The organism is Sphingomonas alba (assembly GCF_023516555.1).
In the GTDB taxonomy this organism is placed as follows: Bacteria; Pseudomonadota; Alphaproteobacteria; order Sphingomonadales; family Sphingomonadaceae; genus Sphingomicrobium; species Sphingomicrobium album.
Map to the genome: position 1 here is coordinate 599897 of NZ_JAMGBD010000002.1, position 14738 is coordinate 614634.

The 14738-nt window shown below is 64.0% G+C and carries 15 protein-coding genes; 3 read left to right on the top strand and 12 right to left on the bottom strand.

What is annotated here, in order from left to right; translation table 11 throughout:
* Nucleotides 1-99: 99 nt before the first annotated feature.
* Together LZ536_RS12795 and LZ536_RS12800 are read right to left on the bottom strand one after the other, a co-directional pair.
* Nucleotides 100-771 (bottom strand): MBL fold metallo-hydrolase, encoded by a 672-nt coding sequence (locus tag LZ536_RS12795; RefSeq protein ID WP_283938556.1) that lies wholly within the window; start codon nt 769-771, stop codon nt 100-102.
* Nucleotides 768-2075, bottom strand: coding sequence for a dipeptidase (locus LZ536_RS12800; RefSeq protein ID WP_249849164.1), 1308 nt, complete (start codon nt 2073-2075; stop codon nt 768-770). Before LZ536_RS12800 ends, LZ536_RS12795 begins: the two co-directional genes overlap by 4 nt.
* Between LZ536_RS12800 and pabB the strand changes: the two genes are divergently transcribed.
* The gene (gene pabB / locus LZ536_RS12805) at nt 2074-3810 is read left to right on the top strand and encodes an aminodeoxychorismate synthase component I (RefSeq protein ID WP_249849165.1); all 1737 of its coding nucleotides are present in this window, start codon (nt 2074-2076) and stop codon (nt 3808-3810) included. The two genes, LZ536_RS12800 and pabB, sit on opposite strands and share 2 nt — an antisense overlap.
* Here the strand turns inward: pabB and pdeM are convergent.
* Together pdeM and LZ536_RS12815 are read right to left on the bottom strand one after the other, a co-directional pair.
* A complete protein-coding gene (gene pdeM, locus LZ536_RS12810) occupies nt 3807-4469 on the bottom strand; it encodes a ligase-associated DNA damage response endonuclease PdeM (protein ID WP_249849166.1) in 663 nt (220 codons plus the stop codon). The two genes, pabB and pdeM, sit on opposite strands and share 4 nt — an antisense overlap.
* A 54-nt stretch (nt 4470-4523) precedes the next feature.
* Nucleotides 4524-5030: a hypothetical protein gene (locus LZ536_RS12815; protein WP_249849167.1), complete on the bottom strand. Its 507-nt coding sequence runs from the start codon at nt 5028-5030 to the stop codon at nt 4524-4526.
* Between the two features lie 20 nt (nt 5031-5050).
* Here LZ536_RS12815 and LZ536_RS12820 point away from each other — a divergent pair, with 20 nt between their 5' ends.
* The gene (locus LZ536_RS12820) at nt 5051-6556 is read left to right on the top strand and encodes a M20/M25/M40 family metallo-hydrolase (protein WP_249849168.1); all 1506 of its coding nucleotides are present in this window, start codon (nt 5051-5053) and stop codon (nt 6554-6556) included.
* Between the two features lie 108 nt (nt 6557-6664).
* Here the strand turns inward: LZ536_RS12820 and LZ536_RS12825 are convergent, their stop codons facing one another.
* The 3 genes from LZ536_RS12825 to LZ536_RS12835 form a co-directional block, all read right to left on the bottom strand.
* Nucleotides 6665-6940, bottom strand: a complete 276-nt coding sequence (locus LZ536_RS12825; protein WP_249849169.1) for a hypothetical protein — start codon at nt 6938-6940, stop codon at nt 6665-6667.
* A 35-nt stretch (nt 6941-6975) separates the two neighbouring features.
* On the bottom strand, nt 6976-7977 hold the full coding sequence (locus LZ536_RS12830; protein ID WP_249849170.1) for an extracellular catalytic domain type 1 short-chain-length polyhydroxyalkanoate depolymerase: 1002 nt from the start codon (nt 7975-7977) through the stop codon (nt 6976-6978).
* Between the two features lie 163 nt (nt 7978-8140).
* Nucleotides 8141-10645 (bottom strand): ligase-associated DNA damage response DEXH box helicase, encoded by a 2505-nt coding sequence (locus LZ536_RS12835; RefSeq protein WP_249849171.1) that lies wholly within the window; start codon nt 10643-10645, stop codon nt 8141-8143.
* 29 nt (nt 10646-10674) lie between these two features.
* On the opposite strand from LZ536_RS12835, the gene LZ536_RS12840 reads away from it, so the two are divergent.
* Nucleotides 10675-11664: a ligase-associated DNA damage response exonuclease gene (locus LZ536_RS12840; protein WP_249849234.1), complete on the top strand. Its 990-nt coding sequence runs from the start codon at nt 10675-10677 to the stop codon at nt 11662-11664.
* Here the strand turns inward: LZ536_RS12840 and LZ536_RS12845 are convergent.
* From LZ536_RS12845 to LZ536_RS12865, 5 genes are all read right to left on the bottom strand, one after another.
* Complete coding sequence (locus LZ536_RS12845) at nt 11661-11870, bottom strand: hypothetical protein (RefSeq protein WP_249849172.1); 210 nt, start codon at nt 11868-11870, stop codon at nt 11661-11663. The two genes, LZ536_RS12840 and LZ536_RS12845, sit on opposite strands and share 4 nt — an antisense overlap.
* Nucleotides 11871-11925: 55 nt before the next feature.
* Nucleotides 11926-12105, bottom strand: coding sequence for a hypothetical protein (locus LZ536_RS12850; protein WP_249849173.1), 180 nt, complete (start codon nt 12103-12105; stop codon nt 11926-11928).
* Nucleotides 12106-12242: 137 nt separating this feature from the next.
* Nucleotides 12243-12959 carry a GH25 family lysozyme gene (locus LZ536_RS12855; RefSeq protein WP_249849174.1) on the bottom strand — a complete coding sequence of 239 codons (717 nt, stop codon included), beginning with the start codon at nt 12957-12959 and terminating at the stop codon, nt 12243-12245.
* 146 nt (nt 12960-13105) lie between these two features.
* Complete coding sequence (locus LZ536_RS12860; protein ID WP_249849175.1) at nt 13106-13306, bottom strand: hypothetical protein; 201 nt, start codon at nt 13304-13306, stop codon at nt 13106-13108.
* Nucleotides 13307-14048: 742 nt separating this feature from the next.
* Complete coding sequence (locus LZ536_RS12865) at nt 14049-14504, bottom strand: hypothetical protein (RefSeq protein WP_249849176.1); 456 nt, start codon at nt 14502-14504, stop codon at nt 14049-14051.
* Nucleotides 14505-14738: the final 234 nt, after the last annotated feature.

Sequence of the window (14738 nt, forward strand, 5' to 3'; positions counted from 1 at the left end):
TTTCAGCGGGAAGTCCCGCAGCGGCGGCCGGATCGTCGCGAACCGGGCGTCCTATAGCGCAATAGCCGCAGAGCGCAAGCGCAGCGACGCCCATTAAGCTCAAGCCACCACCGCATCTCCGACGAAAGGATTGCTGGCCCGCTCATGGGCGAAGGTCGACACAGGCCCATGACCAGGAACGAACGCCGTGTCGCCGCCCATGGGCCACAGCCTCTGGGTAATCGAGTCGAGCAGGTCCTGGTGATTGCCGCGGGGGAAATCCGTGCGGCCGATCGAACCCTGAAAGAGAACGTCGCCGACGATGGCCAGCTTTGATCCCGGGTGATGGAAGACGACATGGCCTGGTGTATGGCCAGGACAATGGCGGACGTTCAAAGTGACCTCTCCAACGGTCACAGTATCGCCGTCCACCAGCCAGCGGTTCGGTTCGAATGGCTTTCCGGGAACGCCGTAGCGCTTGCCGTCATCATCCAGGCGGGAGATCCAGAATCGATCCTCCTCGTGCGGTCCTTCGATCGGCACGCCCAATTCCTCGGCAAAGATCCCGGCCGACCCGCAATGATCGATGTGGCCATGCGTCAGCAGGATTTTCTCGATCGTGACGCCAGTCTGGCGGATCGCCTCGCGCAATTTCGGCAGATCGCCGCCCGGATCGGTAAAGGCGCCGCGCATTGTTTTGGTGCACCAGATGAGACAGCAATTTTGCTGGAGCGGTGTCACCGGGATGATGGCGACGCGCAAAGGGGGATTAGTGGGCGGCGGTTCGCTCATTGCGACGGAGCCATGTCGAGGTCGGACAGTGCTGCTGGCTCGTTCTTCATCGAGGCCGAAACCACTTCCGCCTTGCGCAGCGCCCGAAGCACGTTGCCGCCCGCCAGCTTGGCGAGGTTCTCGTCGGACCAGCCGCGACGGATCAGCTCGGCGAAAATCCGAGGATAATCCTGGACGCCCGTCAGGTCCTCCGGCGTGTACGGGATGCCGTCGAAGTCGCCGCCGAGACCGACATGATCGTATCCCGCGACCTTGACGACATGCTCGATATGATCGGCAATTGCGGCGACTGTCACAGACGGCCTCGGGTGCGCCGCCTCCCATGCCTTCAAGCCAGCCTCGACCTCGGCCTTGCTGTTGCGATGGAAGACCTTCAGCCGCGCTTCCTCGGCATTTTTCTCGGCACCCCAGCGCCACACGGCGTCGGAAACGAAGTCGGGCACGAAGTTTACCATGACGACGCCGCCGTTGGCGGGAAGCAGCTGAAGAACGTCATCCGGAACGTTGCGCAGGTGGCCAACCAGCCCGCGGGCTGACGAATGGGAAAAGATGACGGGCCCTTTGCTAGCTGCGATGGCGTCCTTCATCGTATCTGCCGAGACGTGGCTGAGGTCGACCAGCATGCCGATGCGGTTCATCTCGTGGACAACCTGGACCCCAAATGGACTGAGCCCGCCATATTTGGGATCGTCAGTCGCACTGTCCGCCCACTCGGTCGTCTGGTTGTGGGTCAGCGTCATGTAGCGCGCGCCGAGGTTGTAGAACTGCCGGAGCGCGGCGAGTGAACCGCCAATCTGTCGTCCGCCTTCCACGCCGATCATGGAGGCGACTTTGCCGGACTTGTGGATGCGCACGACGTCGTCTGCAGTGCGAGCGAGTTCGAGGTCGCCAGGATAGGCGTCAATCATCCGGCGAACGATGTCTATCTCCTCGATCGTCTCGCGGATTGCCGCATCGCCGGTCACCTCTCCGTTGATGAAAACCGACCAGAACTGTCCACCCACCCGACCCTGGTGCAGTCGTGCCATGTCGGTCATCAGCGGGTGGTCGGGTCTTTTGTCGGTTCCGCTAGCGAGGCCGGTGATGTTCCGCCTGTAATTCTCCGCCAGCTGTTCGGCGATGTCGTTGTGCCCGTCGATCAGCGGCGTGGCCTTCAGGATGCGGTCGATCCGCGCCTGGACTTTGGGATCGATGGACTGCGCGTCGGCGGGCACGGCGAGGGCGGCCAGTGCCGCGGCAAGGAGAAGGTTTCGCATGGCGCGCGACTTTACGAGGGGGCGGCGCAGCGTCAATGCGTGATGCATGGAGCAGCCCTTCGCCCTGTTCGACGACATGCGTCCCCATGGTGCCGGCTGCCGCCTGTACGAGCAGGCGGCCGGGGAGATCGTGGCCTGGTCGATCGAGGAAGTGCGGCCAGCACTGGAGGGGTTGCGGGCCGCTCACGGCGCAGGCCGGCATCTCGCCGGCTACATCGCTTATGATGCTTGCTACGCTCTGGAACCGAAGCTCTGGCCGCTGGCGCGGCAAGGCGGCGGGCCGCTACTGTGGTTCGGGATCTTCAACAGCTTCAGCAGACCGGCAGCGCCGCCGCTGCCCGACGGAGCTGGCGGCTGGACGAGCCGGCCAGTGCCGCGCATCTCGCGATCCGACTATCTCGCCGGCGCGCAGGAGGTCCGCGATCACCTCTATGCCGGCGACTTCTACCAGGCGAATTTGACCTTCGGTTGCGATGTCACAGTCCTTGGCGATCCCTTGGCGGCCTATGCCAGGCTGCGCCAGCGGTCGCGGGCAGGTTGGGCGGGAGTGCTGCGTCATCCCAGGGGCTGGCTGTTGTCGCTGAGTCCCGAGCAGTTCTTCACCATCAAAGGCCGGACCATCGAGGCGAAGCCGATGAAGGGGACTGCGCCGCGGCGGTCCGGCCCTGAATTGGACAGAGCAGAGGTTTCCAAACTCGCTGCTGACCCGAAGCAACGTGCTGAAAACATGATGATTGTCGATCTGCTCCGAAACGACCTTGCGAGGGTTGCAGAGGCGGGGACCGTCGAGGTTCCGGAGCTGTTTTGCGTCGAATCCTTCCCCACGGTGCACCAAATGGTGAGCCGGGTGACCGCGAAACTTCGCGAAGATGTCGATCCCGTCACGGTCTTTGAGACGCTCTTCCCGTGCGGGTCGATTACCGGGGCACCGAAACTGGCGGCGATCCGGGCGCTCCGCCGCCTCGAGCATGAGCCGCGCGGCGCCTATTGCGGGTCGATGGGCTGGATCGATCCCAATGGCGATGCCAGCTTCAACGTCCTCATCCGCACGCTGGAGTTGCAGGACGGCAACAATGTTGCACGGTTGGGACTCGGTTCGGGGCTTGTCGTCGACAGCGTGCTGGAGGATGAATGGGCCGAGTGTTTGCTTAAAGGGGAATTCGTGGCGCCGGACGTTCAAGAGTTCGACCTCATCGAAACGATGAGATTCGATCCGCACCAGGGCGTCATCGACCTCGACCGCCATCTCGACCGGCTGAAGAATGCAGCCGCCGACTTCCAGTTCAAGTTCGATCGCCACGCCGCGCGCAACGAGCTGCAGGCGGCAACCTTCCGCCGCAAGGATTCGGCGATGGTCCGGCTGATGCTGTCGCCCAAGGGCAGCATCGCCATCGAAGTAAAGGAATTGCCGCAGACGCCGTCCGGCGCGGTCGAAGTGGTGGTGCGGCCCCTTCCCGTCGATCCATCGGACTTTCGCCTGCGCTACAAGACGACGGCCAAGGATGTGCTGAAACAGGTCCGCCGCGACGCCGATGCCTTCGAGGCGGTGTTCACGGATCCTGAGGGCCGGCTGACCGAAGGCAGTTACACCAATATTTTCGTAGAGCGGGACGGCAAGCTGCTGACGCCGCCGCTGGAGCGCGGGCTATTGCCGGGGCTGCTGCGGCAACGGCTGATCGACGAGGGTCAGGCCGAAGAACATGATCTGACGCCCGACGACCTTCGCCAGGGCTTCCTGATCGGCAATATGGTCCGCGGCCTCATCAAGGCGCGGCTGGCCTAGGCCGCCAGCGGGAACTTCAACAGGCGATTGGCGACGGGGACGAGCGCGGCAGCGCCCGGCCCGGCCTTGCGCATAATCTCGGAATGATGAGCGTCGAGCCCGCCGGTCAGCGAACCGTAGGCGGGCAGGATGAGCTTACAATCGCTGGCGACGAAGCAGCGGCGCGAGACATTGCGGCCACGGAGCTGCAGCCGGAGCTTGGGGTGAAAGTGGCCGGACATTTCCGGGCGCGTTTCGCCCTCGTCCGCCTCATGGCGGAGGATGATTCCGCCGACTTCGCACTCGTCCTCGATGCGGCCACCGCAATGGTCGGCGAAGCCCGGGTCGTGGTTGCCGACGATCCAGATCCAGTCGAGTTTCGACGTCAGCGCCATCAGCATCTCGCGCGCCTGTTGCGGCAGGCGGTCGCAGCCGAAACGGTCGTGGAAGCTGTCGCCGAGACAGAAGAGTCGCGTTGCTCCGGTCGTCGAAACCTCATCGATCAGCGCCGCCAGCGTCGCCTGGCTATCGTAGGGCGGCAGGAACTGGCCGAGGCGCGCGAACCAACTCGCCTTCTCGAGATGGAGGTCGGCGACCAGCAACGCCTGCTCGGACGGCCAGAACAGCGCGCCGGAGGCGCTCGCAAGGAAATCGTGGCCGCCGAACGAAAGGGGAACCATCTGTCAGCAGTAGGGAGAAGCGGGATTCCGGATCAAGTCCGGAATGACGAAAAATTATTCGAGACCAAGCACATGGTCCCTCAGCGCCCGAGCGTCGTGGAGGGCATTGTGGGGAACGGCGCTGTTTTCGGCGGGGCTGAAGGTGCCGGTCTGGATGAGGCGGAAGACGAGTTCGGGGACCGCTACCATTTGTCCTGGCGCAAAGCTCAGGAGACCGCAGAAGAGCTCGATGTCGGACGGCCAGTCGACGAGGACCTCCGGGGCATCGTCGTGACCCAGATACATGGCGATCGCCTCGGCGGACTGCCGGCGATCCATGACCGGAAGTTTCAGGGATTCGGGAACGTTGCCGATGTAGGGAACGACATTGCGCTCGACCCAGGGATGAATCGGGCCTTCGCAATCGAAGGTCAGGTAGAGCTCCTCGCCGCCGTCCTCCGGCACCAGCGCCAGGCTCAACAGCGCGCCGCCGAAGCCATTATATTCGCAGTCGAGGAAGTAGCGCATCGCGGTGACACTGGACGATTGCGCGACTTGCCGCCAGTCTCCCGTCCGGAACATTTGCCAAGCGGGGAATTAGGATGAGGAAATTCTGGTTGATGGCGGCCGCAGCCGCCGTTCTGTCGACGCCTGTGGTTGCCGCGCCGAGCGCCAAGGACCGCGCGGCTTTGTCGGGTGCGGTGAAGGCCGCCCATGCGACATCGGTGAAGCGCCTGCAGAACTGGATCGCGCTTCCGACGATCGCCAACATGGGCATCAATCACAAGGAAGGCGCCGAATATATGCGCCAGCTGGCGCTGGACGCCGGCTTCCAGCAGGCCAAGGTCATCACCACCGACGGCGTCCCCGGCGTGTTCGCGACGCTGGATGCCGGCGCGCCGACGACCATGGCGATCTATTTCATGTACGACGTGAAGCACTACGACCCGGCCGAATGGTCGTCGCCGCCGCTGGAAGCGCGGATCGTCGACCGCCCCGGCGAGGGCAAGGCCATCGTCGGCCGCGGCGCAGTCAACCAGAAGGGGCCGGAGAGCGCCTTCCTGGCAATGCTGCACGCCTTCAAGGATTCGAAGACCAAGCTGCCGGTGAACCTGGTGCTGGTCGCCGAGGGTGAAGAGGAGATTGGTTCGACCCACTTCTCCCAGATCGTCCTCAACCCGGAAGTGAAGCCCGCCATCGAGAAAGCGGTTGGAGTGATCATCCCGTCGGCGAGCCAAGGCCCGGACGGCGACGTCACCTTGTCGCTGGGCGCCAAGGGCGTCGTCGAGCTGCAGCTGATTTCCAGCGGCGAGAAATGGGGCCGTGGGCCGAAGAACGACATCCACTCGTCCAACATGGCGCGCGTGGAAAACCCGGCCTGGCATCTGGTCAAGGCTCTCAACACTTTGGTCGCCGATGACGGCTACACACCGGCGGTCGAAGGCTGGTTCGAGAATGTGAAACCGCTGACGGCCCGGCAAAAGCAGCTGATCGCCGAGAATGCCGCGAGCACGGACGAAGCCAAGTTGAAAGCATCGATGGGCGTCCAGCACTGGATCAAGGACGAGGATCTGCGGACCAGCCTGGAACGGCTGGCGTCGCAGCCGACCATCAACATTCAAGGCATCGTCAGCGGCTACACCGGGCCGGGCGGCAAGACCGTCCTCCCCGGCCGGGCCGAAGCCAAGATCGATACTCGCCTGGTCCCCGACATGAGCAAGGACGAGATGGTCGCCAAGCTTAAGGCGCACTTAGCCAAACACGGTTTCGGCGACATCGAGGTCAATGTGACCGGCGGCTACAGCCCGACCCAAACGGACGAGAACAGCGCCCTCATCAAGGCGGAAACGCTGACTCTGAAGAATGCCGGTATCAACTACACGCTCTATCCGCGCTCAGCCGGAAGCTGGCCGGGCGTGGTCTTCACCGGAGCGCCGCTCAACCTCCCTGCGGGCCAATATGGCATCGGCCGCGGCAATGGCGCGCATGCGCCGAACGAGTGGTTCCTCATTGAAAGCAGCAACCCCAAGGTCGCCGGGCTGGACGAGCAGGCAATGCTCTACGCCGATTTCCTCTACACCGTCGCCGATTTGGCGAAGAAGAAGTAGGAAAAAGCATCCTGTCTCGTCATCCCCGCGAACGCGGGGATCCCGCTAGAATTTGGTCGGAAGGAAGAAGCGAGATTCCCGCTTTCGCGGGAATGACGGGATTGGGAATCAGGCCGCAGGGCAAATATCGTCGGGGAGCGCTTTGCCCTTACGGCAGCGCTCCTCGAGCTTGCGGGCTTCCTTCGCTCGCTTCTCGTCCGCCTCGCGCATTTCACGCCCGCGTTTTTCGTCCGCTTCGGACTGGCTTGTCGTCGCGGCATCGACGCCGGCGGCGACAACTTTGACCGGCAATGTAGCCACCGCAACGGCGGTGTTGGCGACCGCGCCGACGACGCAGCCGGAGAGGAATGGGGTCATCGAAAGCATGACAAGCGTCTTTCTCATGGCTTGAGCATTACCGGGAACGAGTTACAAAACAATCACTTAAGCGACGAAAAGAAGTCCCACATGCCGTCATTGGCGCTGATCGCCCTGCTGGGGTCCTTGTTAGCGCGGCGGGATTGCGATCCTGGCCAGCTGTGACCGCCGGTGGTCGTGACACAGAGCTCGACGGGTGCCGGACCGGCGTGAACTTCGCAGGTTGCGCCAGCGGATTTGAGGACGGTCTTCGGCTGCGGCGACGCCTTGTCGATCGCCGTCCATTTGGCGATCGTCGCCGGGACGGACGTGAAATCGTTGACCGCGCCCATGTTGCGGAAGCTGGCCGGGCCGGCGCCGCCGTTGAAGAGGACGTGGTCGTCATCCCTTGCGTGGAAATGGATGACTGGGACGGGCCGCGACGGCGTGCAGGTTTTGGTGTTGTCGGTGCCAGCAACGGGGGCGATGGCGCGGATCAGCTCCGGCGCTTCACAGGCAAGGCGGTAAGCCATCATCGCGCCGTTCGACATGCCGGTGGCGAAGATGCGTTTCGGGTCGATGGCGACCTGGCCCCGAACCCGAGCAATGACGGCTTTCAGGAAGCCGACATCGTCGATATTCCGGTCACGCGCCTGGCCGCAGCATTGGCCGGCGTTCCATGTGCCGAGGATACCGCTCTGGAAGCGGCTGTAGCCCGAGGGGAAAACGGCGATAAAGCCGGCCGCGTCGGACTTTTCGACAATGCCGTAATTTTCGGCCTGGAAGTCCATATCGCCGCCGCCGCCGTGGAGTGCGAGCAGAATGGGCGCGGGATGGCCCGCCGCTTTTGCGGGGACATGGACCAGATAGTCGCGGCGGATCCCGCCGGACTGGAAGTTGAAGCGGTAGGTGCCGGGGGCGGTGATCTTGGTCGCGTTGGGATCGCTGGGTCGGTCGCGCTTTTCCTTCGCGCGCTCCATCAGCGCCTTCATCTGGCTCATCCGGTCCTGCGCGGGCGCGGTCGAGGCCAGCCCGGCGGTGATCGCGAGCAGCAATGTGCTGCCGATCAGGAAACGAGACGCCACAAAATTCCCCTTTGGTGACTTGTGCGGCGCAGATTTCATTCCGGCGCGTGAACGGAATCTGAGGCACGCGTTTCTGCGCCGTTCATCAAGTCGCGAGGGGTGCGTGCCGTCACTTGCGCTCACTTTCGCAATGCTGCGCATTGCTGGCCCTCGCTTCGTGACGTCAGTCCTCACTTCGTGAGGCTGGCCGGCGTTCGGCAGCTCTACGCGCTGCTCCGGCGGCGCTCCGCACCGGCGTCGCTGCGCTCGGTGCCTCCGGCTCCATCGCCGCCGCCGCCAGCGCTTCCGCCTCGTAAAGCAAAGCCTCGTCAGCGGTCCCGGCCGGCGCCGCCTCGCGGCCGACGATCACCATCAGCGGTACGGCCATGGGCGTGATCCGGTCGAGTTCGACATGGACCATGGTCGCCGCCGCCCGGTCGACCAGCCGGACAAGGCGGCCAAGCTCGGTCATGCGGGTGCGGGCATCGTCCCAGGCGGCGCGGAGCAGCAAATGGTCGGGTTCGTATTTGCGCAGCACATCGTAGATGAGGTCGGTGGAGAAGCTGACCTGGCGCCCGGTCTTGCGCTTGCCGGGATGCTGGCGTTCCACGAGGCCACCGATCACCGCGACCTCGCGAAAGGCGTTTTTCAAGAGGAAGCTGCGCTCGACCCATTCGGTGAATTCGCGCTCGAGAATGTCGGGCGAAAAGAGGGATTGCGGGTCGGTAATGGGTTCGAGGCCATAACAGGCGATGCCGTAATCGTTGGCGACAAAGCCCAGCGGCTTGAGGCCCGCCTTTTCCATCCGCTTGGTCAGCAGCATGCCGAGCGATTGGTGCGCGTTCCAGCCTTCGAAGCTGTAGGCGACCATGTAATGGCGGCCCTCGTGCGGGAAGGTCTCGACCAGCAGCTGGTTGGGCTCGGGCAGCAGCGAGCGCTCGGACTGGACCTCCAGCCATTCGCTGACGTCGCCGGGGAAGCGGTGCCAGTCGTTGCGGTCCGCGAGCATGCCGCGAACGCGGTTGGCAAGGTGGGTCGACATGCTCATGCGCTGGCCGCCGTAGGTGACCGGCCGCGCCGTGCGCTTCGACGCCTGCACGATGATGTCGGTGTCCTTCATCGACAGGACTTCAAGGCTGAGGCCGGCGAAGAAGAATGTGTCGCCGGGGGTGAGCGTCGAGCCGAAGCCTTCTTCGACCGTGCCGAGCTTGCGGCCGCCCTTGAAACGGACGTCGAGCAAAGGCTGTTCGACGATGACGCCGGCATTCATGCGGTGCTGCTGGGCGATGGGCGGGCGCGAGAGGCGCCAGCGGCCGGGGGCTTCCTCCAGGATACGGCGAAAGCGGTCGTAGGCCTTCAGCGCATAGCCACCGGTGGCGACGAAATTGAGGATTTCCTGGAAGCGGTCGGCGGTGAGCCCCGCATAGGGTGCGGCCGACTGGATTTCGGCGAGGAGTGCGGCTTCTTCGAAGGGCCCGGCGCAGGCGATGGCGAGGACGTGTTGGGCGAGCACGTCGAGCGTCCCGGGGCGGAAGATGTCGGGATCGAGCTCGCCGTCGCCGATGGCGTCCAATGCTGCGCGGGCCTCGAGATATTCGAAGCGGTTGCCGGGCACGATCATGCCTTTGCTGGGCTCGTCGAGGCGGTGGTTGGCGCGGCCGATGCGCTGCAGCAGGCGCGAGCTGCCCTTGGGGGCGCCCATCTGGATGACGAGGTCGATGTCGCCCCAGTCGATGCCGAGGTCGAGGCTGGCGGTAGCGACCAAAGCGCGGATTTTGCCGTCCGCCATCGCCGCCTCGATCTTGCGGCGGGCTTCGACGGCGAGGCTGCCGTGGTGGATCCCGATGGGCAGCGACTGGTCGTTGACGGACCAGAGCTTCTGGAAGGTGAGCTCGGCCAGCCCGCGCGTATTGCAGAAGACGAGCGTCGTCTTGTGCCGTTCGATCAGCCGCATGATGTCGGCGACCGCGTGATAGCCGGAGTGGCCGGCCCAGGGGATGCGGTTTTCCGGGATCAGGATCGAGAGGTCCGGGTCGGCGCCGGGCTCTCCGAGGACGAGGTCGACGAGGTCCTCATCACCGTGCGGGGCGAGCCAGCCGCGATAGGCGTCGGGGTCGGCGACGGTGGCGGAAAGGCCGACGCGGCGGAGGCCGGGCGCGAGGGTCTGGAGGCGAGCGAGCGACAGGGAGAGCAGGTCGCCGCGCTTGTCGCGGGCGAAGGCGTGGATCTCGTCGACGATGATGTTCTTGAGGCCCGCGAACATCAGCTCGCTGTCGGGATAGGAGAGCAGCAGGCTGAGCGATTCAGGGGTGGTCAGCAGGATTTGCGGCGGGCGGATGCGCTGGCGGGCCTTGCGGTCGGAGGGTGTGTCGCCGGTGCGGGTCTCGACGCGGATGGGCAGGCCCATCTCCTCGATCGGCGAGAGGAGGTTGCGCTGGACGTCCACCGCCAGCGCCTTCAGCGGCGAGACGTAGAGGGTGTGGAGGTCCTCGGCGGGGTTTTCGGCGAGGTCGCAGATGGTCGGGAGGAAACCCGCGAGGGTCTTGCCGGCACCGGTGGCCGCGACGAGGAGCGCGCTCCGCCCTGCCCTCGCCGCGGCCAGCATGTCGAGCTGGTGCCGGCGCGGCCGCCAGTCGCGCTCCACGAACCAGCGCTCGACCACCTCCGGTAATGGGAACCCTTCGGCCATTGTGCCGCTATAACGACCCGATGGGCCGCTTGGGCAAATGGATCGAGCCGCACCCCGACGGCATCTACGTGAAGCCGGCGGATGCGTGGATAGATCCGTCGCAGCCGAAGGCGACGGCGCTGGTCACGCACGGCCACGGCGACCACGCGCGCGGAGGCCATGATGAAGTGTTCGCGACGGCGGAAACGCTGGCGATCATGGGCGTGCGCTATGGCGACCAGAACGGCGTTCCGGTCGGTTATGGCGAGGCGGTCCGGGTCGGCGATGTCGATGTCGGCTTCGTCCCCGCCGGCCATGTGCTGGGGTCGGCGCAGATCGTCCTCGACTATGCCGGGGAGCGCGTCGTGGTGTCGGGCGACTACAAGCGACGCCCCGACCCGACCTGCGCGCCGTTCGTCGTCACGCCGTGCGACATCTTCATCACCGAGGCGACGTTCGGCCTCCCGGTGTTCAAGCATCCCGACACGGGCAGCGAGGTCGACCGGCTACTCCATCGCCTTGCCGCAGAGCCGGAACGCTGCGTGCTGGTCGGCGCCTATGCGCTCGGCAAGGCGCAGAGGCTGATCATGGAGCTACGCGGGCGCGGCCATGAGGAGCCGATCTACATCCACGGCGCGCTCGAGCGGCTGTGCGCTTTATATGAGGAACTGGGAGTGCCGCTCGGCGAATTGAGACTGGCAACGGGTGTGCCCAAGGAAGAGCTCAAGGGCCGCATCGTCCTCTGCCCGCCAGGCGCACTCAACGACCGGTGGTCGCGGCGGCTGCCCGACCCGATCACCGCCATGGCGTCGGGCTGGATGCGCATTCGCCAGCGGGCGCGCCAGCGCAATGTCGAGCTGCCCCTAGTCGTCTCCGACCATGCCGACTGGGACGAGCTGACCCAGACCATCCGCGAGGTCGCGCCCCGCGAGGTCTGGATCACTCATGGACGCGAGGAGGCGCTGAAACACTGGTGCATGATCCATCAGATCAAGGCGCGCGAGCTGAACCTCGTCGGCTACGAAGACGAGGACGATTAGACGCGATTATTTGCGATTTCCCATCGCCGACTCTCCCAGCCGGCCACCCGCGCGTCGAAGCCGGGTGCTCCCTCCAGGGCCTGAACGAGCTTGTCCAGATCGTCAGCAATTTCGCGAAAGGTGTTGGCGATTTCAGGGTCGGCGGTCGCTTGCGCTTCTTCTCGGCACCTTTGGGCCAGTTTCACCGGATCATGTTTCGTCAGCATAGGCGTTCCCCTGTCGCAAAAACGCACCCCGACGCTACGCTACGACTGCCCGCAATCACGGATCCGAGGTCAGCTCGTTCAACAAGTCGCAGGTTTCGCGCACTTCGCTTTGAAGCTCCCGCCGCTCTTCCTTGGTGAGCATGACGGAGCGCTCGTTCCAGGCGTGGATGATGACCTGCCTGAGCTGCCTCAAGTCGTTGATGATGCTCTCAGCCTCGCCGACCTTGCGCGGCATGGCGGGATCCCCTCCGCTACCGGCGTCATGCCTTCATAGGTAACCGAGGTTAGAGTGTCTATAACAAGTGATGGATTAGAATTAATCGACATTGGGGCCGCGGTCGGTTCCATGCGGCGAACAAAGGCTCGCATCAGTCATTCTGACAATAACGCCGGCTTTCTTGCGACATTCCAGTCCACGCGGCCGTGCACTCCAGCCAATTTGCGGGAGCTCGACGACTGCCAGATCGTCCAGCGACGTGCGCCGAAGCCAGGCTCCGATCGGAGGCTTCGAAGCCATAGCGGGCGGTGGAAGGTTGCGCTGACCCGATAGTGCCTGTCGAACTTGCGGGTGAGATACAGAACGGCAGGCTTGCCGTAGTGAGCCTCTACCATTCGAAGAAAATCGCCGAGCTCCTTGTGGAATTTCGCCCGAGAAGGACGGCGTCCGCAGTTACCGGGAAACTCAAGGTCAACGGCTGGCGGCAGTGCAGCCGCTTCAGTGGGTACGTGCCGCAAAAAATGGGCCGCCTGATCCTGCCCGCTCCGGCACAGCGTGAAGAAGTGGTAGGCGCCTCTTCGGATACCGGCCGCGTGGGCTGCACGCCAATTAAACGAGAATCGGTGGTCGATATGGTCGGCGCCCTCGGTTGCCTTGATATAGGCGAAGTCGACACCCTGCCGCGGCAGCTTCGTCCAGGCGATACGCCCCTGGTAGTGCGAGACATCGACACCTTGGTAGGGGTAGCGCCTTTCGGAAGGATGCCAACGGCCGGATCCGCGAGGCGCGGCAATGGTACTGGCAATAGGCATCACCGCGACTGAGATCAGCACGATCCACTTGCTGAGGGGCCAACCCGCACGACGCATCATTGTTTGCCCTGATTTTCGACGCAGATACATTGAGTTACGAGAAGGCGCGGCTTTGCCACTATCGGCCGCCGGTAATGGTTCCCCCCGAGAATGTGGCGCCGAGTTCTCGGGGGCGAACCCTTCCATCGCTCTTGACGCCGCTGCGATCAGCAACTGGCTCGGGGCCAGTAGAGCTTGCGCCGATGTCGCAAGACGATTGTTCCCCTGGAGTTCCGAACCTCGGCCTGTTCAGCTCGACCTGCATCGACGGCAGCGATCGCCTGTTGCTTCACATCAACCAAGCGATCGTCAAACAGCTCGGTGCTGATCAAGTGATCATGGCGAAAAAGATTGATCCTGTAGGTCATGACGGTGCGCCTCCCTTCCCTCCGCACCAGTGGCACGCCTGCCGTGGGCAAAAGCCTCCGGCAGGCGCACCCGCGTCTGCTCTGGGCACATGACGCCTTGTCAGATTCTGTCGATTGGCGAGTCGTCGGAACCCGGGGAAGCTTGTAAACTTTCTCAGGGGATTCCTGAGGGTTAGCCGGATTTCGGGACATATCTGCGGATTCTGAAAGGAGACTGGAGCAACAATCCATGTTAGACTGCGGGCGCCGAGTCAGTGCGTTTGGGGGAAGTGCGTATGAACGGTCTCGATTACCGCCGGGCCGTGGGTTCCAGGATATGGCACTGGAACTCGAATTGCCCGAAATGGCCAACAAAAGCCTTCGAGTGCAGCCGGGCCAAACCCGTGGCTGAGGGCGAATGCCAGGAGTGCGCTGCGCACAACTAATGCAGCGCAAGAATGGCGTGAGCCGTCGGACTAGAGCCGGCGACTGCCAGTTTCGCCGACAAAGCGATCGATTGCCCAAACCTCCCATTTGACGGGATGTTTTCTCGCGTTCGCGATCTCGAGCGCACGATTGTCATTCGGCGCAAGGAGGTGTTCCGCCGTGTTGAATCTATGCGATTCGTCGAAATGGCAGAGCCGATAATAGGTCATGTCGAACCTCTTGCCCGCCCCCATCTGGACAGGATGGCTATCGCGCTAAGTCCTTTCAATCAGGACGATTTCCGAGGTCTCGTAATGACCAAAGAGGAAGCCAGACGTCAGAGCGTTTTGTCTCTCGCTGCGGATACGCCGGGGCGGGGCCGGCCAACCCGGACTGTGATCGTCTGCTTCTTCCAGTCGGTGATCCGCACCTGCTTGACGGTTGCGGCTGCATTGAACTCACCACCGAAGTGCGGACAACCGGCGGCAAGGCCGGCACTCCGGCTGCTGCTGAGCTTGAGGCGCAGGAGCGTCTTGCTTTCCCCGGTTTCCGTCAGGACCAGTTTCCGGTTGCGATCCGTCAGCCGATAATTGCCCGAGACGTGCACCGGCTTGCCCTGGCCGATCTGGGCCGCCGCGACGCCGTAGAACGGTGCCTTGCTGTTCCCGGATGAGGGACAGGTCGCCGGCCTCGGCACGGCCTGGGCCGCTCCCGAGCCGATGGCAGCCACTCCGCCGGCCATAAGGATTAACGCGGCAGCCTGCTTTTGCGCCCTGCTGAATTTCGCCAACATGCTTGTTCTCCCCCAGCGTTGCGGGAGCGTGCAGATGCTGCCGCTTGGCGGTGGAGAAACATCCGGATTTGTCCGGAGCCGGGCAGTCCGCTGCGCGACCAAGGGTGCCATTAGTCCGCAAGAGCCGGCGCGGGAGTAAATCCCGCGCCGTCGGTCCTGTCTAGCCTTCACGGCTGATGCCGTTCGGCTCGCAGGCCGTCCGCTGCTCCGCGTCTCTCGCGCTGTTCCGGCGGC